Raw genomic sequence first — 17,027 nt, 5'->3', positions numbered from 1 at the left:
CGTGTATCGCCGGGCCGCGGCCGGCGTTGCGCCGGTGCGGCCCCGCCGTGCCCGTGCCGGGACGACCGTCGTCACGATCAGCGACGACGGCCGGACCCGTCCGGTCTCCACGGGAGGTTACCCGTCGGAGGACCCACCGGCATCGACAGAGAATGACCTGCCGATGTCACGGGGCGCCGCCGAACGGATGATCTCCGGTGACCACCGTGAGCGACGACGCCCCGTGAAGCACTGCCCCAAGCGGGTGAAATTCGCCCTGTCAGGCGCCGAGGCGCTGCTTCAGTGCCTCGAACTCGTCCCGGATCGAGGACGGCAGGTGGTCCCCGATCGTCGCGAACCACTCCTCGATGAGCGGGATCTCGGCCTTCCACTCCTCGACGTCCACGGCCAGCGCCGCCTCGACGTCGGCGACCTCGGCGTCGACCCCGTCGAGGTCGATCTGGTCGGCGGTCGGCACGAACCCGATCGGCGTCTCGACGGCGGCCGCGGTGCCCTCCATGCGCTCGACGCACCACTTGAGGACGCGGCTGTTCTCGCCGAAGCCGGGCCACAGGAACCGGCCGTCGTCACCGCGGCGGAACCAGTTGACGTAGAAGATCTTCGGGAGCTTGTCGGCGTCCGCGTTCTTGCCGGTGTTCACCCAGTGCGCGAAGTAGTCGCCGACGTCGTAGCCCAGGAACGGCAGCATCGCCATCGGGTCGCGCCGGACCTGGCCGAGCCCGCCGGCCGCGGCCGCGGTCTTCTCCGAGGACATGGTGGCACCCATGAAGGTGCCGTGCTGCCAGCTGCGCGCCTCGGTGACCAGCGGGATCGTGGTCTTGCGGCGGCCACCGAAGAGGATCGCCGAGATCGGGACGCCCTGCGGGTCGTTCCACTCCGGCGCGACGACCGGGCACTGCTCGATCGGCACGGTGTAGCGGGAGTTCGGGTGCGCGGCGTCGGTGCCGGACTCCGGGGTCCAGTCGTTGCCCTTCCAGTCCGTCAGGTGCTGGGGATCGCCCTCCAGCCCCTCCCACCAGACGTCGCCGTCGTCGGTCAGCGCGACGTTGGTGAACAGCGCGTTCCCGGCCTCGATGGTGCGCATCGCGTTCGGGTTGGTCTTCCAGTTGGTGCCCGGCGCGACGCCGAAGAAGCCGAACTCCGGGTTGATCGCGTAGAGCCGCCCGTCGGCGCCGAAGCGCATCCAGGCGATGTCGTCACCGACCGTCTCGGCCCGCCAGCCCGGGATGGTCGGCTGCAGCATGGCGAGGTTGGTCTTGCCGCAGGCGCTGGGGAACGCGGCGGCGACGTAGTAGGCCTTCTCCTCCGGGCTGATCAGCTTGAGGATCAGCATGTGCTCGGCGAGCCAGCCCTCGTCGTGCGCGATGGCCGAGGCGATGCGCAGCGCGTAGCACTTCTTGCCCAGCAGCGCGTTGCCGCCGTAGCCGGAGCCGTAGCTCCAGATCTCCCGGGTCTCCGGGAAGTGGCTGATGTACTTGTTCTCGTTGCACGGCCACGGCACGTCGGCCTGGCCCTCGGCGAGCGGGGCGCCGATCGAGTGCAGCGCCTTGACCCAGCGGTCGCCGGCGGCGTCGAGCAGCGGCAGGATGTGCGCGCCCATCCGGGTCATGATCTTCATCGAGATCACGACGTACTCGGAGTCGGTGATCTCCACGCCGAGCATCGGGTCGTCCGAGTCGGTCGGGCCCATGCAGAACGGGACCACGTACATGGTCCGGCCCTTCATCGAGCCGCGGTACAGCTCGGTCATGGTCGACTTCATCTCGGCCGGCGCGGTCCAGTTGTTCGTCGGCCCGGCGCCACGCTCGGTCTCGGTACAGATGAAGGTGCGTTCCTCGACCCGCGCGACGTCGTCGGGGTCGGAGGCCGCGTAGAACGAGTTCGGCTTCTTCTCCAGCCGGGTCAGCGTGCCGGCGTCGACCAGCTGCTGGGTGAGCCGGTTCCACTCGGCGTCCGAACCGTCGCTCCACACGACGCGGTCCGGCGTGGTCAGCTCGGCGATCTCCTGGACCCAGGCCGCGACGCTCTGGTTGGTGGTCGGTGCCTTGTCGGTTCCCGGAACGGTCGCTGCAGTCATCTCGTCCTGTTCTCCTCGCCGGCCCCGGCCCGTCTTCCGGGGGAACTGCTAGGAGCCCGGACCGAACTCGGTACGGGCCTGACGGGAAATGGTGTAGAGCGAGGCTACCCGCGGAATCGCGACCGACCCACGGGTCGTATTGAGAGGTCAGGCACAGCACCGATCAGGTAAATCGATCCAGGCGACGACCCGGTCCACCAGCGTCGTCGCTGGTGACAGCCCTGTCACACGATCGCAACCCGATCCGGGTGACGTATTCCAGGACACACCGCGCCGATATTGCAGAAAGCGACGGTTACCGCCGAATAAACTCGTTCGCAACTCGGAAGAGTCCGGTTCTCGGTTTCGCACGGTCACACTTACGCATCTTCAGTACAGAAGCGGCCCACGCCTCCCGGGGAGGTACGGGCCAGTTCCGGAACCATGATCGGCAGCCGGTGCGCGGTGACCTGCCAGTAGCGCGCCTCCGGATCGGCGGCCCGCCACGCGTCGGCGAGCCGGATCACCGCGTCCGGGTCGATGCTCCGGCGCGGGCGGGGCCGCATGCCGCAGCGCTCCCGGACGGCGCGGTCGAGCGCGCGCCAGGCGTCGGTCGCCGTGGAGTGGACGGTCACCTGCGGCTGGCCCTGCGGGTCCGTCGCGTCGTCCGACGCCTCGCCGAGGACCAGGGTGTAGGCGCTGACCACGTCGTAGGGCACGGCGGGCTCCCGATCGGTTCGTTCCGGCGACCGGCCCCGGCCACCGCGCTCGCCGTAGTGAACCAGGAGGGGAACGCAGCGACCCCGATCGGTGGACCGCACACGCGTCCGGTCGCCGGAACGCCCCGGGCGGGGCGGTGGACGGTCACCCGTACCCGGGTCGGGTCACCGCCGGCCGCTCACCGCGTGCGACGCCGCCGGGTCCATGCCGGCGACCCCGGCCGCCAGCACGGCGCGGTGCGCCCGCCGCAGACCGGTTCCGGCGGCCACCAGGACCACGGCGACCGCGACGGCCGCGACCCCGGCCGCGACGTCGACCCCGGCCACGAACGCCGTGCGGGCGGACGCGACGAGCTCGGCCGCGGGCCCGGACGGCAGACCGGCCGCCGCGCTCACGGCCGCGCCGATGGTCTCCCCGGCCGCGGCCGGCGCCCCGTCCGGGAGGACGACACCCGCCCGGTAGACGGCGGAGAGCACGCCGCCGACCAGCGCGGTGCCGAGCACGGCGCCGACCTCGTAGGCCGTCTCGGACACCGCCGAGGCGGCGCCGGCCTTCTCTGGCGGCGCCGCGGCCAGGATCGCGTCGTTGGTGACGGTCTCGGACAGTCCGATCCCGGCGCCGATCAGGACCGCGGCCGTCATCAGCAGGGCCACCGCCGAGTCCACCCGGACGAACAGGACCAGCACGAACCCGGCGAGGACCAGTGCCAGCCCGGTGGCGACCAGGCCGTGCAGCGGGAACCGCCTGGCCAGCCGGGCCGCGAGCAGCCCGGCGATCGTCGTCACCACGAAACCGGGGAGCAGCAGCAGGCCGGCCTGCAGCGGCGAGGACCCCAGCACGAGCTGCAGGTACTGGGCGGCGAAGAACAGCAGCCCGGTCAGGCCGAACATGGTCGTCGCGTTGGCCAGCGCGCTGTAGCGCAGCACCGGCCGGGAGAACAGCTCGAGATCGATCAGCGGGTCGAGCCCGCGGCGCACCCGGCGCCGCGAGTGCGCGGCGAACGCCACCCCGGCACCGGCACCGACCACGAGCGCGAGCAGCGCCCCGGCCGCGTCACCGGAGCCGGCCAGCTTGATCGCCAGGACCAGCGGCCCCATCGCCAGCAGCGACAGCACGACGCCGACCGGGTCCGGCCGCCCCGGCGCCGCGGCCCGGGACTCCGGCAGCAGGACCGGTGCGACGAGGAGCAGCACGGCCATCGGCGGCACGCTCATCGCGAAGATCGAGCCCCACCAGAAGTGCTCCAGCAGCAGCCCGCCGACGATCGGGCCCAGCGCCGCACCGGCGGCGAAGCCGGTGGCCCAGATCGCGAGCGCGAGCCGGCGCCGGGCGCGGTCGACGAACACCGTCCGGATCAGGGCGAGCGTCGCGGGCATGAGCATCGCCCCGAAGACGCCGAGCAGCGCACGGGCCGCGACCAGCTGCCCGGCCGAGGTGGCGAACGCCGCGAGCAGCGACACCAGCCCGAACCCGGCGACACCGATCAGGAGCAGCCTGCGGCGGCCGATCCGGTCGCCGAGGGTGCCCATGGTGACGAGCAGGCCGGCCAGCACCAGCGGGTAGACGTCGACCACCCAGAGCAGGGTCGTGGCGTCCGGCCGCAGGGCCGCGGTCAGCTCGGGCAGCGCCACGCCCAGCACCGTGTTGTCGATCGAGACCAGCAGGGTCGGGATCGCCAGCACCGCCAGTGCGAGCCAGGCACGCGGACCGGGCAGGTCCGTCCCGGCCGCCCGGTTCGTCAGCTCGGGCCGTGACATCTCTCGTCTCCTTCTGTGCTTTACCGTCCGGACGGTGCAGAACTATACCGTCCAGACGGTACAGTTCCCAGGCCCTGCCGGCCGTGTGAGACGGGGCACCGCCGGTAGGGTGCGCGCATGGCCGAGCGGCGGAACGCAGCAGGATCGGCCCGCGACCGCGTGCTCGACGCGTACGAGACGGTGCTGGTCGAGCAGGGGCCGGGCGGGACGACGCTGGACGCCGTCGCCGCGGTCGCCGAGGTCTCCAAGGGCGGCCTGCTCTACCACTTCAACTCGAAGGAGTCCCTCGCCGCCGGGCTGCTGGACCGGCTGCGGGAGCGCAGCGCCACCGACGCGGAGCTGATGCGCACCGACCCCGGCGGCGCCGTGTCCTACTACCTGCGGACCTCGGTGCCCGGCGGGGGCTCGCCGGTCGGCCTGACCCGCACGTACCTGGCGACGCTCCGGATCGCCGACGGGGGCGCGGCCGGTGACGCCGCCCGGGACGCCCTCGCCACGGTCGACGCCGACGGCCTGGCCGCCCTGCGCACGGAGATCGACGACCCGGTCGTGGCCTGGCTCGTCCAGCTCGTCGGCGACGGCCTCTACCTGCGCACCCTCACCGGCGCCCCGCTGACCGGCGACGTCTCGCCGGCCGAGCTGCACGACACCCTGCAGTCCCTGCTCGCGGCGCGGCCCCGGACGGGGTGAAACCGGACGCCTGCACACAGCGTCGGAGCGATCGCTCAGGGTAGGCTTCAGCCCTGCTCGCGCACGGGGAGGGGCCCACCGTGGAGGGAACCGGAAGTTACCTGGCACTGGTCGTGATCGGAGTGGTGATCACGGTCGGCGTCGGACAGATCCTGCTGCGCTCGGGGCAACCGTTCCTGGAGGACGTCTTCCAGAACAACGAGACGGCGCACTCGATCAACCGGCTGCTGGTGGTGCTGTTCCACCTGCTCACCCTCGGGGTGCTCGGGATGATCTCGATCGTGCCCGTGCCGGACACCACGAACACGGCGCAGACGATCGTCTTCAAGATGGGCGTCGTGCTGCTGCTGGTCGGCATCGCCTACGGCGTCAGCATGCTGGTCCTGCTGCGGATCCGGGAGCGGCGGCGGCAGCTGAAGGTCTCCGCCGAGATCGACCAGAAGATCGCCGAGCAGCGCTCGGGCCCCGGCCGGTTCCGCCGCGGCGGTAACCCCGACCCCGAGCCCCGGACGTCGTCGGACCAGTCCGACAGCTGACCCCGGTCCCGCCCGCACACCCCCGCGGAGCCGGGGTGCTGCGGCTCAGGGCGGGTCCGGCAGGTCCAGGGTGAGCACCTGGTCGGCGAGTCCGTCGCCGTCGGTGTCGGTCCAGCGGGTGGTCGCGTACGGACCGTCGACGAGGAGGACGTCGGCCCGGCCGTCGCCGTCGGTGTCGCGCGCCCCCGGCCCGCGCACCGGGACGGCGGAGCCCGTTCCCAGCAGGTCCTCGGACCGCACGGCGGAGCGCGGCACCCGGACCGTCGCCCACCACGGCGCCGCGAGGCCCGCGGCCACCGCGGTCGTGCCGCACGGCCACCGGACCGGGCCCTGTGTGGCACCCGGATCAGTACGCACCGGCCGGCCCGCCCTCACGGATCGGCCCGGCCCCGCACCCGGCGTCCGCACTCCGGAGGGGGCCGGCGGCCCCCTCCACGGGGGATCCGGCACCCGTCCCGCGGGCGAGCGCGTGTTCGATCTCGACCGTCCGCCGGGCCAGCTCCCGCTCCGCCGCGCCGAGCACCGCCGCGCGGACCCGCCGGGTCTGCTCCCGCGCCCGTGCCGCCCGGACGGCGCGGACCCGGAGCCCCGCGCCCGCCACGACGAGCAGGACCAGCCCCGCGCACACCAGCACAGGGCCCGGGCCCGGCAGCCCGCGCCCGCTCCCCGCGAGCACCGACAGGGCCGGGATCACCGAGCCGGGCACCAGGACCGCCGCGCCACCGGAGGCGAACGGCCACCGCGATCCGCCGGGCGGGCCGGGCAGCACGGCGGACACCGCGCGTCCCAGGATCGGCCCGAGTGGGCGTGACGGAGGGTGAGTGAGGTCTGTCACATCGATGCCCGAGCGGCCCAGTCCGCGCGTCGCGTGTGCACGACACAGCAGCGGACCCGCGCGGCGGGCCCACCCGGCGTCGAACTCGGCCGCCGGCCCGGCGAGGCGTGCCGACCACCATCGCGGGTCCGCCGCCGGTCGGGAACGACGCAGCGCCACCGCGGACAGGGCCTCCACCTGCAAGGACAGTCGCTCCACCGCGTCCATCCCGGCCAGCGCGAGCCCCGGCCGCAGCTCCCCGGCGAGATCGACACCGCGCCGCTCCGGCGCTGCGAGCCACATGCACACAGTGTCGCCGTTCCGGCGCCGGAACGGCGGAACGGCCGCGCGCGATCGACTCCGTCACACCGGCCGAACCGGGCGCCGGGCCCGGACGGAACAACCGCCCGGGGCAACCCCCTCGACGCTCGGTACGTCTCACGATCGGGGCCGAGGAAGCTGCCCGACACGAGAACCGCAACCAGACCGTGACTTCGTCGTTGGACGGAGGGAGCGGAACCTGTATGGAGGAAGTGTGAGCGCCGTTACGCCCGCCCGCCCGGCCACGCCCGAGTCGAGCGCGCCCGCGCGCCCCGGACAGCAGCACGGAGCCGGGGCGGCACAGCCGACGTTCCCGGCCAACCCGGCCCGGACCGGTGGCGTTCCGCACGCCCCGCAGCCGGAGGGCCCCGAGGGCTTCCGGCGCCCGCGGCCCCGTCCGGCCCCCCGCCGTAGCGCGAACCCCGCCGTGTCGGTGATCGTCCCGACCCGCAACGAGGCCCGGAACCTGGAGATCGTGCTGCCGGCGATCGCCGCGGTGCGGCCCGCCGTGCACGAGGTCATCGTCGTCGACGGCAACTCGACCGACAACACGGTCGCGGTCGCCCGCCGGACCCTGCCCTGGGCCCGCGTCATCACCCAGACCCGCAAGGGCAAGGGCAACGCGATGGCCTGCGGTTTCACCGCGGCGACCGGCGACGTCATCGTCATGTTCGACGCCGACGGCTCGGCCGACCCGAACGAGATCCCGGCCTTCGTGAACGCCCTGGTCGAGGGCGCCGACTTCGCGAAGGGCAGCCGGTTCTGCAAGGGCGGCGGGTCCGACGACATCACCCTGCTGCGCAAGTCGGGCAACGCCGGACTGAACACCGTCGCGAACCGGCTGTTCGGCACCCGGTACTCGGACCTCTGCTACGGCTACAACGCGTTCTGGGCCGACCTCGTGCCGCAGCTGGAGCTGCCGGACCCGGCCGCTCCGCAGCCGGAGGACGGGGCGATGCTGTGGGGCGACGGTTTCGAGATCGAGACCGTGCTGAACTGCCGGGTGGCCGCGGCCGATCTGAAGATCACCGAGGTGCCGTCGGTCGAGCGTGAGCGCATGTTCGGCGAGACGAACCTGCGGACCTTCGCGGACGGCACCCGGGTACTGCGTACCCTGATGTCCGAGCACCGCCGCATGGAGCAGCGCCGCAAGGCGTCGGGCTACGCCCGCTGACCCTGCTCCCTCCGCACCTGCCATGGGGCCAGTGCCCCGCGGTGTGTCGACCCGAGGAGCGAGAACGTCGTGAGCGTCCTGCCGACGGCCAGCGTCGTCGTGTGCATCTACACCGAGAAGCGCTGGTTCGACATCAAGGCGGCCGTCGAGTCGGTCGAGGCCCAGGAGGTCCGGCCGGTCGAGACGATCGTCGTCGTCGACCACAACGAGCGCCTGCGTGAGCGCGCCGAGGAGGAGTTCGGCCCGCGCGGCGTGGTCGTGGTCGCCAACGAGCGCGCCCAGGGCCTGTCCGGGGCCCGCAACACCGCCGTCGAGCTCGCCTCCGGCGAGGTCGTCGTCTTCCTCGACGACGACGCCGCGGCCCGGCCGGGCTGGCTGGGTGCGCTCCTCGCGCCCTACGCCGACCCGGACGTCATCGGGGTCGGCGGCATCGCCCACCCGAGGTGGCCGGACGGACGGCCGCGCACGCTGCCCGGCGCCGTGCCCGGTGACCGGGACGCGACCGGCGAGCTGGACTGGGTCGTCGGGTGCACCTACACCGGCCAGCCCACCGAGCGCGCCGAGATGCGCAACCTCATGGGCTGCAACATGTCGCTGCGCGCCGAGGTGTTCAAGCGCGTCGGCGGGTTCGCCGAGGACATGGGCCGGATCGGCAAGAACCCGCTGGGCTGCGAGGAGACCGAGCTCTGCATCCGCGCCCGGCAGGCCTACGTCGCCGACGGTCGGTCGCCGCGGATCCTGTTCGAGCCGAAGGCCGCCATCGACCACCGGGTCTCCGACGACCGCGTCTCCTGGAAGTACCTGCTGCGCCGCGGCTGGGCCGAGGGGATCTCGAAGGCCGCCGTGTCCCGCGTCGTCGGGACCGGGGACTCGCTGTCCGCGGAGAGCAGCTACACGATGAAGGTGCTGCCGAAGGGCGTCCTGCGGGAGGCCCGGGAGCGCAACCCCGCGTCGGCCGCCGCGATCGTCGCCTGCTTCGGGGTCACCGCGGCCGGCTACGTCCGCGGACGGCTGCCCGGTGCCACCGCCCACGTGCGCCTGCCCGCCGCCGACCCGAACCGCCCCGGTGCCTGACGTCGCCGACCGGCGGATCCGCTCCTACGTCCACCAGCGCGTCCGGCTCTCCGACGGCCAGGAGTCGGCCTGGCGCCGGCTGTGGCCGGTCTGGGGGGCCGAGGTCGACGAGATCGTCGGGAGCGCCCGGTCCGGCGGGTGGGATCCCCGTGCCGCGTTCGACCGGGACGCCCCGGTGGTCCTCGAGATCGGTTCCGGCATGGGGGAGACCTCCGCGCTGCTCGCCGCGGCCGAGCCGGAGACCGACCATCTCGCGGTCGAGGTCTACGAGCCGGGCCTGGCCCAGCTGCTGATGCGGATCGAGCAGGCCGGCCTGACGAACCAGCGGCTGCTCCGCGGCGACGCGGTCGAGCTGCTGACCCACGCGATCGCCCCGCGGACGCTGGACGGGCTGCGGATCTTCTTTCCGGACCCGTGGCCGAAGCGGCGGCACCACAAGCGCCGGCTGATCCAGCCGGAGTTCGTCCGGCTGGCCGCCTCCCGGCTCGTCCCGGGTGGTGTCCTGCACCTGGCGACGGACTGGCCGCACTACGCGGAGCAGATGCGCCGGGTCGTCTCGGCCGAGCCGGCACTGCGCCCGGACCCGGGGTTCCCGCCCGGCCCGGACGGCTGGCAGGAGCGGCCGGCCATGCGTCCGGTGACGAAGTTCGAGGACCGGGCCCACGAGGAGGGCCGCCCGGTCCGCGATCTGATCTGTGTGGCTGATCACACGAATGCTTCAGATGAGTTACGGACAGTAACCGACTACGGTCGAGACATCCCCCGAGATGACCCCCCGGTCGAGTGACCCCCGAAGGACGCCCGTGACGACGGTGGAGCACGCCACGAGCCAGCAGCCCGCCCCGGCCCAGCCGACCCGACCCGTACGCCGGCCGTCCGGGTTCCGGCCCAGTCCCACCCCCCGGCCCAAGGAGGGGGAGCCCGCGACCCAGCAGGTTCCCGTCGACGGTTCCGGGGCCCAGGAGGAACGGACCCGCGCGGTCGCGGTCGTCCCGCTGGTCGGAGCGGTCGAGACGACCACGGCGACCCCGGCCACGACGACCCCGGCCACGACGACCGGTGGCGCGGCGAACCCGGCGGGTCCCCGGCCGGGGCGGCCCGACGGCCCCCGGCACGGCGCACCGGCGGGCGCGGAGGCGACCACCGCCGTACCCCATGGCGGGCCGGCCCGCGGACCCAGCGCCGGGCCCGGGCCCGGGCCCGGCGGCGCTGAGGCGACCACCGCCGTACCGCGCAACGCGGCCGAGGCGACCACCGCGGTACCCCGCAACGCGGCCGGCGCGACCACCGCGGTGCCCCGCGGCGGGGCCGGCGCGACCACCGCCGTCGAGCGCGGCAGCATCGACGCCGCAGGCCGCGGCGGCGCCGAGGCCACCACCGCCGTGAACCGCGGCGGGCCGGACGGCTCCGCCGTGGCCGGGGACGGTGCCCGCCGCCGCGGCGACGCGCCCGACGGACCCCACCGGGGCGCCGAGGCGACCGCAGTGGTGTCCCGGGACCAGGTGACCGTCGCGACGCCCGCGCCGGAGAAGGTCACCCTCGCGGTGCCGTTGCGTGAGGTCGACCGGGGCCCCCGCCCGGGCCCCGCGGGCACGACGGAGCCCCCCGCCGCACCCCGGGGCTGCCCGGTGACCGGGCACGGCCGCTCCGGGGGGCACCCGCACCCGCCCGGCGTCGCCGACGAGCGGAACCCGGCGCCGGTGGACCCCGCCGCGGCCGAGGAGTTCCTCCGCCAGTTCCACGCCGAGACCGAGCCCGGCGAGCCGCTGGCCGACCGGCTCCGCGCGGTCCGTTCCGAGATCGACCGCACCGGCACCTACCGCCAGACGACGGCGGAGCTCACCTTCGGCGCCCGGATCGCCTGGCGGAACTCGGCGCGCTGCATCGGGCGCCTGTACTGGCAGTCGCTGCAGGTCCGGGACCTGCGCAACCTGCACGACGCGGCGGACGTGGCCCAGGAGAGCGTCGCGCACCTGCGCTCGGCCACCCGGGGCGGCCGGATCCGTTCGACGATGACGGTCTTCGCCCCGGACACCCCCGCCCGGCCGGGTCCCCGGATCCGCAACGACCAGCTGATCCGGTACGCGGGCCACCGCAACCCGGACGGGTCGGTCACCGGCGACCCGTCGCAGGTCGCCTTCACCGACCACGTCGCGTCGATGGGCTGGCCGCGCCCGCAGCCGGCCGGACGGTTCGACGTCCTGCCGCTGCTGATCACCGGCCCGGACGGGCGGCCCCGGCTGTTCGACGTCCCGCCGGACGCCGTCTACGAGGTACCGCTGCGCCACCCCGAGCACCCGTGGTTCGCCCGCCTCGGGCTGCGCTGGCACGCCGTCCCGGCGATCAGCAACATGCCGCTGGAGATCGGCGGGATCACCTACCCGGCCGCACCGTTCAACGGCTGGTACCTCGACACCGAGATCGGCGCGCGCAACCTCGCCGACCCAGACCGCTACGACCTGCTGCCGGAGATCGCCACCCGGCTCGGCCTCGACACCCGCTCGATCCGCACCATGTGGAAGGACCGGGCGATGGTCGAGCTGGTCCGCGCCGTGACGTTCTCCTTCGACGCGGACGGCGTCACCATGGCCGATCACCACACCGAGTCCGAGCGGTTCCTGCGGCACCTGGAGAAGGAGGAGGCCGCGGGGCGCAGCTGCCCGACGGACTGGAGCTGGATCGTCCCGCCGATGTCCGGCTCACAGACCCCGGTCTTTCACCGCTACTACGACGAGCCGGACCCGGAGCTGCGCCCGGCGTTCCTGGAGCCGCACGGCTTCTGAACGCTCACGCCGGTGGCGGCGGCGCCAGCCCCGGGACCTGGCGGGTGCGGCCGCGGAACTCGGCGACGGCGGTCCCGTCGCCGGTCCTGACCGTGACGTCGTAGAGCCCGGAGCGCCCGGCCAGCGACCGCTCGACCGCCTCCGCGCTCAGCACCTCACCGGCGCGGGCCGGGCGCAGGAACGCGATGTCCGCGCCGGTCGCCAGCGTGGAGACGCCGTGCGCGTTGCAGGCATAGGCCATGGCCGCGTCGGCCAGCAGGAACAGGTACCCGCCGTGACACACACCGTGCCCGTTGGCGTGGTCCGGGCCCACCGTCATCGTCGCCACCGCCCGGCCGGGTCCGACGTCGGTGACCGTCACCCCCGCCGCCCGGGCTGCCCGATCGGTGGCCCGCATCGCCGCCGCCGTCCGTTCCGCGACCCGCTGCGGGTCGGTGTCCGCCGAGTTGTTCACCGGCGCAGTCTCCCCGGACGTACTCGTGGGGCGAAAGCCCAGCACCGGCGGCGCGAACGGACCGTTCGGCGACGGTTACGCTCGCCGGCATGAACAGCGGCACGGGGCACCAGGGACGAGGCGTCCCCACGGGCCCGGCGGAGCGGGTCCTGCTCGTCTGGGACGCCCCGAACATGGACATGAGCCTCGGGTCGCTGCTGGGCGCGCGACCGACGTCGGCGTACCGGCCGCGGTTCGACGCCGTCGGCCGCTGGCTGCTCGACCTCGCCGGTACCGAGGCCGAGGCCGAGGCGTGCGTGTTCACCAACGTCGCACCGGGCAGCATCGAGATCGTCCGGCCGTGGGTCGAGGCGCTGCGCAACGTCGGTTTCGCCGTCTTCGCCAAGCCCAAGACCAGCGACGACTCCGACGTCGACGACGACATGCTCGCCCACATCGACCTCCGCTCCGGCGAGGGCAGGCTGCGGCACGTGGTGGTCGCCTCCGGCGACGGCCGGGCGTTCAAGGAGCCGCTGGAGAAGCTCGTCGAGGGCGGCACCGACGTCACGGTCATCGGGTTCCGCGAGTACGCCGGGTTCGCGCAGGCCTCCGAGGTCATCTCGTTCCTCGATCTCGAGGACATGGACGGCGTGTTCCGCGAGCCGCTGCCGCGCGTCTCGCTCGACACGCTGCCCGACGAGGGCGCCTGGCTGCCGCCGTTCCGCTCGCTGCGTTCGCTGCTCGAGCGCCGGTGAGCACACTGCAACGGCTGACCGCGCCGGTCGCGCTGAGCTGCGCACCCGGCTTCCCGGTCGTCCGCGACGCCGTGCTCGACGTCGACGAGACCGGGCGCATCGCCTGGTTCGGGCCGGCCGTCGACGCGCCGGCGACCGACGCCGTCGTCCGGCCGCTGCCGGGGCTGCTCATGCCCGGCCTGGTCAACACGCACTGCCACACCCCGATGTCGCTACTGCGCGGGATGGGCGGCGACCTGCCGCTGATGCCGTGGCTGACCGACGTCATGTGGCCGGCCGAGGGCCTGCTCACCGAGTCCGACGTGCACGCCGGGATGCTGGCCGGCTGCCTGGACCTGCTGCGGACCGGGTGCACCACCAGCGTCGAGATGTACTTCTTCACCGACGCGCTGGCCGACGCCGTCCGTACCGCGGGCTCGCGGGCGGTGCTGACGCCGGGGATCATCGCCGCGCCGGGCTGGGACCGGCTGGGCAGCTGGGAGCAGATGCGCGACGACGTGTCCGCCCGGATCGACGCGCACGGCCTGCAGCCCGGCGCCGACGGCCGGATCGAGCTGGGCTACGGCCCGCACTCGGCGTACACGCTGCCGGCGGGCGCGCTGGAGTCGGTGGCCGCCGCCGCCCGGGAGCGCGGCGCGCTGGTGCACACCCACGTCGCGGAGTCCCGCGGCGAGGACGCCGACGTCCGCGCGGCGCACGGGTCGGTCCCGGCCATGCTCGACGCCGGCGGGGCGCTGGGCGGCCGGTTCCTGGCCGCGCACTCGGTGCACCTGTCCGACGACGACGTCGCCACCTACGCCCGGCACGGCGTCGCCGTCGCGCACTGCCCCGGCTCGAACGCCAAGCTCGCCGCCGGCACCGCCCGGCTGCTGGACCTGCGCCGGGCCGGGGTCGCGGTGGGGCTGGGGACCGACGGGCCGGCGTCCTGCGACGACATGGACCTCTGGCAGCAGGCCCGGCTGGCCGGCCTGCTGGCCCGGGTCGGCGCCGACGACGCGGCCGCGCTCACCGCGGCCGACGCGCTGCTGCTGGGCACCGCGGACGCGGCACACGCGATCGGCCGGGACGACCTGGGCGTGCTGGAGGCCGGCCGGTGGGCCGACGTCGTGCACGTCGACACCGAGGACTCGGCGTTCGTGGCCCCCGAGGACGACGCCCAGCTCGTGTCCAACCTCGTGTGGGCCGGCGGCTCCCGGCTGGTGCGTGACGTGTGGGTGGGCGGCGAGCAGGTCGTCTCCGGCGGCGAGCCGACCATGACCGACCGCCGGGAGTCCCTGACCGCGGTCCGCGGCATCTCGGCCCGGCTGCGCGCCGCGCTCGGTCAGGGGCCGAGCACCGCCGACAGGTAGGGGTCGGTGAACCGGCGGTCCGGGTCGAACCGGTCCCGGACCTCGGCGAACGCGGCCCAGCCCGGGTAGGCGACGGCGAGCTCGTCCGGTCCCCACTCGTGCCGGGTCGTCCAGCAGGGGCGGCCGTCCGCGTCCTCCAGCACCGCGCAGGCAAGACGGCGCAGCGGCTCCTCCGCCGGCCCGCGGGCACGGATCCGCAGGTACGCGGTGTCCCGCCCGGACGCCGGGTGCAGCAGCCCGGTCTCCGCCGCGCCGGTGCGCACCCGCACCGGCCGCAGCTCGTGCCCGCGGGCGGCCGCCGCGGCACCCAGCTCACGCAGCACCGACCCGAGCGCGGCCCGCGGCACCGCCCACTCGGCGAGGTCCGGGTCCCACGGCTGCGGGTCGGGCAGGACCTGGTGCGGCGGGCCGACCGTCCCGGGCGTCCAGCGCTGGGGCGGCGGCCAGGACGACCGCGACTGCCACCAGGAGGACGCGAGCCGGGACACGGCCTGCCCCCAGCCGGCCCGTTCCGGCGGCTCGGCCGCGGCGCCCGCGGTCTCGGGGGTCTCGGGCTCGGCCCAGCGCAGGACCGCCTGCCCGGTGTGGACGGCGACGTCGCACTCGGTCCAGGCGTAGGCGGAGAACAGGTCGTCGGCGAGGACGTCGTCGACCCGGGTCTGCTCCTCGCCCACCCGCAGCCGCTGCAGCGGCACGGTGCGCAGCTCCACCGAGGTGACGACGCCGAACGCGCCGAGCCCGCACCGGACGGCGTCGAGCTCCGGGCCGCCGGTGACCTCCCGCACGGTCCCGCGCCCGTCGACCAGCCGGACCGCGCGGACCTGGTCCGACAGCGAGGTGCCGCGCGGTACGCCGCCGGTCATGCCGAGGCCGATCGCCCCGGCGATCGTCGCGCGCGGCGGGTCCGGGACGGTCGCGAGCGCCCGGCCGGACGCGGCGAGCGCGGTGCACAGGTCCGCGAGCGTCTCCCCGGCGCGGACCCGGACGGTGTCCTCGTCGCCGGAACCCGCCGCGCCACCGATCCGGGCGACGCCGGTCAGTGCCGAGGCGTCCAGCAACACCTCGTCGGTACGGACGAGTGGCCCCGGCGCCCGGCCCCCGGCGCCGGTCGGCCGCACCGTGGTGCCCCGTTCGGCGGCACGGCGGATCGCGGTCGCCACGCCCGCCTCGTCCAGGGGGCGGTCGGTGCGGCGGGGGCCGGTCGCCGGGGCGTCGGTGCTCATCGTCGACCAGCGTAGAGCCCCCGCCGTCACCGTGTGCAGCGATCCGTGCGCGACACGGTGTCGGGCGGCGACCGGTGCGTGGCTCATGGGGAGGATGGTGACCCACGTGTCCCGGCGGGACACCGAACCGGCCCGCGCGGACTCTTGTGGAGCAGTCGATCGGCCGATACGGTCACACTGCGTGGCGATCATGTCGCCACCCGGGACCGGGGCGGCGACCGCCCCGGAACCCGGACCGCCCCGGCCCGGAACCGCGCTCCCCACGGCTCCGGGAGACGGCGCGACCGCACCCCGGCATCGCACGACCGTGCCGGCGGGTGCGCGCACGTGCGAGGGCCGGACCGGTGTCGGCTCCCTCCGACCTCCGGCCCGGCCCTCGCCCTGCGTGCTGACGCCCCGGCTCCCCAGCCGCGGTCGTCATCCACCCCACGGCCCTGAGGTCTCCGTGGGACGCCTGCTCCGCCTCAGGCGGTGCGGCCCATCCGGTGCCGGCCGGCCCCGCCGAGGAGATCCGCGATCGCGGCGCGGTCCGTCGCCCGCTGGGCGTCCCGGCGACGGCGGAGCATCGCCAGTGCCGCGTCCCCCGGGTCGTTCCAGTCGTTCCGCCCGCCGTCGCGGCCGTGCGTCCCGGACGCCGGCGCCGGGACGGCGACGTGGTGCGCGGCGACCGACTCCGCGGCCCGCCGGTTGCGGACGGTCGAGCGGTGCATCCGGCGTACCGCGTCGCCCGCCGAGCCGGTGGTACCGGGCTCGCGCCACCCGCCGACGGTGAGGGAGTGGAAGATCGGCGTCTCGTCCCGGATCTCGGCGTGGGACTCGTGCCGGCCCGGGAAGGGCCAGCCGTCCCGCTCGGCCCGGCGGGCCCGGATCGACGCCTCGAGACTGCTGCTGCCGGGAAGGTGATCGAACTCGTACACCCGCCGTACCTCCTGCTCCCTGACGTCCGTCGCTGCCGGGGCCGGTGCCGCTCGGCCCACTCACCGGCTTCAACGGGTGACACACGAGTGGGGAAACGGCGGTTACAGCAGCGCTGCCCGTTCCGCCCGGACGAGTGGCGACCCGGCCGGTGATCGATACGAACGACTACCCAGGGTACCGACATACCGCCCTCGTGGAGCAGTGCGTGATCGGTCCCGGGATGCTGCGTGCCCACCGTGCGAGAAGAACCGCACGTCGGGTCCGGTGCGTGAGCACCGGACCACCCGGTCGTGATCATGTGTGCAGACGGTGGGTCCACTACACGGGTGTCATTCGACCCTCGGTCACCGTCGCGGCGCCGGGCTGCTCCGCCCGCACGGCCGCTGGGCCGTCCGGGGGCACCGCCCGCGCGGCGGCCGTCGAT

16 protein-coding genes are annotated in these 17,027 nt (G+C 74.7%); 8 read left to right on the top strand and 8 right to left on the bottom strand.

Going from position 1 to position 17,027, the window contains the following annotated elements:
* Nucleotides 1–259 precede the first annotated feature (259 nt).
* From AFB00_RS11460 to AFB00_RS11450, 3 genes are all read right to left on the bottom strand, one after another.
* Complete coding sequence (locus tag AFB00_RS11460; RefSeq protein ID WP_068797214.1) at nt 260–2,077, bottom strand: phosphoenolpyruvate carboxykinase (GTP); 1,818 nt, start codon at nt 2,075–2,077, stop codon at nt 260–262.
* A 359-nt stretch (nt 2,078–2,436) separates the two neighbouring features.
* Nucleotides 2,437–2,775, bottom strand: a complete 339-nt coding sequence (locus AFB00_RS11455) for a hypothetical protein (protein WP_068797213.1) — start codon at nt 2,773–2,775, stop codon at nt 2,437–2,439.
* 165 nt (nt 2,776–2,940) lie between these two features.
* A complete protein-coding gene (locus tag AFB00_RS11450) occupies nt 2,941–4,533 on the bottom strand; it encodes an MFS transporter (protein WP_068797212.1) in 1,593 nt (530 codons plus the stop codon).
* 117 nt (nt 4,534–4,650) lie between these two features.
* On the opposite strand from AFB00_RS11450, the gene AFB00_RS35650 reads away from it, so the two are divergent.
* Nucleotides 4,651–5,223 carry a TetR/AcrR family transcriptional regulator gene (locus tag AFB00_RS35650; protein WP_068797211.1) on the top strand — a complete coding sequence of 191 codons (573 nt, stop codon included), beginning with the start codon at nt 4,651–4,653 and terminating at the stop codon, nt 5,221–5,223.
* Nucleotides 5,224–5,303: 80 nt separating this feature from the next.
* Nucleotides 5,304–5,759: a hypothetical protein gene (locus AFB00_RS11440; RefSeq protein WP_068797210.1), complete on the top strand. Its 456-nt coding sequence runs from the start codon at nt 5,304–5,306 to the stop codon at nt 5,757–5,759.
* A 45-nt stretch (nt 5,760–5,804) separates the two neighbouring features.
* On the opposite strand, the gene AFB00_RS11435 is transcribed toward AFB00_RS11440, so the two are convergent.
* Entirely contained in the window at nt 5,805–6,056 is a 252-nt protein-coding gene (locus tag AFB00_RS11435) for a DUF6802 family protein (protein ID WP_068797209.1), read from the bottom strand.
* 49 nt (nt 6,057–6,105) lie between these two features.
* Nucleotides 6,106–6,876 carry a hypothetical protein gene (locus AFB00_RS33130; RefSeq protein ID WP_068797208.1) on the bottom strand — a complete coding sequence of 257 codons (771 nt, stop codon included), beginning with the start codon at nt 6,874–6,876 and terminating at the stop codon, nt 6,106–6,108.
* 232 nt (nt 6,877–7,108) lie between these two features.
* Between AFB00_RS33130 and AFB00_RS11425 the strand changes: the two genes are divergently transcribed.
* The 4 genes from AFB00_RS11425 (at nt 7,109) to AFB00_RS34765 (ending at nt 11,925) form a co-directional block, all read left to right on the top strand.
* Complete coding sequence (locus AFB00_RS11425; protein WP_231974333.1) at nt 7,109–8,068, top strand: glycosyltransferase family 2 protein; 960 nt, start codon at nt 7,109–7,111, stop codon at nt 8,066–8,068.
* 69 nt (nt 8,069–8,137) lie between these two features.
* A complete protein-coding gene (locus AFB00_RS11420) occupies nt 8,138–9,142 on the top strand; it encodes a glycosyltransferase family 2 protein (protein WP_068797207.1) in 1,005 nt (334 codons plus the stop codon).
* The gene (gene trmB, locus AFB00_RS11415) at nt 9,135–9,929 is read left to right on the top strand and encodes a tRNA (guanosine(46)-N7)-methyltransferase TrmB (protein WP_068797206.1); all 795 of its coding nucleotides are present in this window, start codon (nt 9,135–9,137) and stop codon (nt 9,927–9,929) included. The genes AFB00_RS11420 and trmB overlap by 8 nt, the downstream gene beginning before the upstream one ends.
* 913 nt (nt 9,930–10,842) lie before the next feature.
* Nucleotides 10,843–11,925: a nitric oxide synthase oxygenase gene (locus AFB00_RS34765; RefSeq protein WP_231974430.1), complete on the top strand. Its 1,083-nt coding sequence runs from the start codon at nt 10,843–10,845 to the stop codon at nt 11,923–11,925.
* Nucleotides 11,926–11,929: 4 nt separating this feature from the next.
* Here AFB00_RS34765 and paaI read toward each other — a convergent pair whose 3' ends face one another.
* On the bottom strand, nt 11,930–12,322 hold the full coding sequence (gene paaI, locus AFB00_RS11405) for a hydroxyphenylacetyl-CoA thioesterase PaaI (RefSeq protein ID WP_083276015.1): 393 nt from the start codon (nt 12,320–12,322) through the stop codon (nt 11,930–11,932).
* 146 nt (nt 12,323–12,468) lie between these two features.
* On the opposite strand from paaI, the gene AFB00_RS11400 reads away from it, so the two are divergent.
* Nucleotides 12,469–13,113, top strand: coding sequence for an NYN domain-containing protein (locus AFB00_RS11400; protein WP_068797204.1), 645 nt, complete (start codon nt 12,469–12,471; stop codon nt 13,111–13,113).
* Entirely contained in the window at nt 13,110–14,462 is a 1,353-nt protein-coding gene (locus AFB00_RS11395; protein WP_068797203.1) for an amidohydrolase family protein, read from the top strand. Before AFB00_RS11400 ends, AFB00_RS11395 begins: the two co-directional genes overlap by 4 nt.
* Here the strand turns inward: AFB00_RS11395 and AFB00_RS11390 are convergent.
* A complete protein-coding gene (locus AFB00_RS11390) occupies nt 14,435–15,685 on the bottom strand; it encodes a D-arabinono-1,4-lactone oxidase (protein ID WP_197519823.1) in 1,251 nt (416 codons plus the stop codon). The genes AFB00_RS11395 and AFB00_RS11390 overlap by 28 nt on opposite strands.
* Nucleotides 15,686–16,149: 464 nt before the next feature.
* Entirely contained in the window at nt 16,150–16,602 is a 453-nt protein-coding gene (locus AFB00_RS11385; RefSeq protein ID WP_068797201.1) for a hypothetical protein, read from the bottom strand.
* Nucleotides 16,603–17,027 lie beyond the last annotated feature (425 nt).

This window comes from Pseudonocardia sp. HH130630-07, from assembly GCF_001698125.1.
Classification (GTDB): domain Bacteria; phylum Actinomycetota; class Actinomycetes; order Mycobacteriales; family Pseudonocardiaceae; genus Pseudonocardia.
This window is presented reverse-complemented; position numbering and strand designations above follow the sequence as displayed.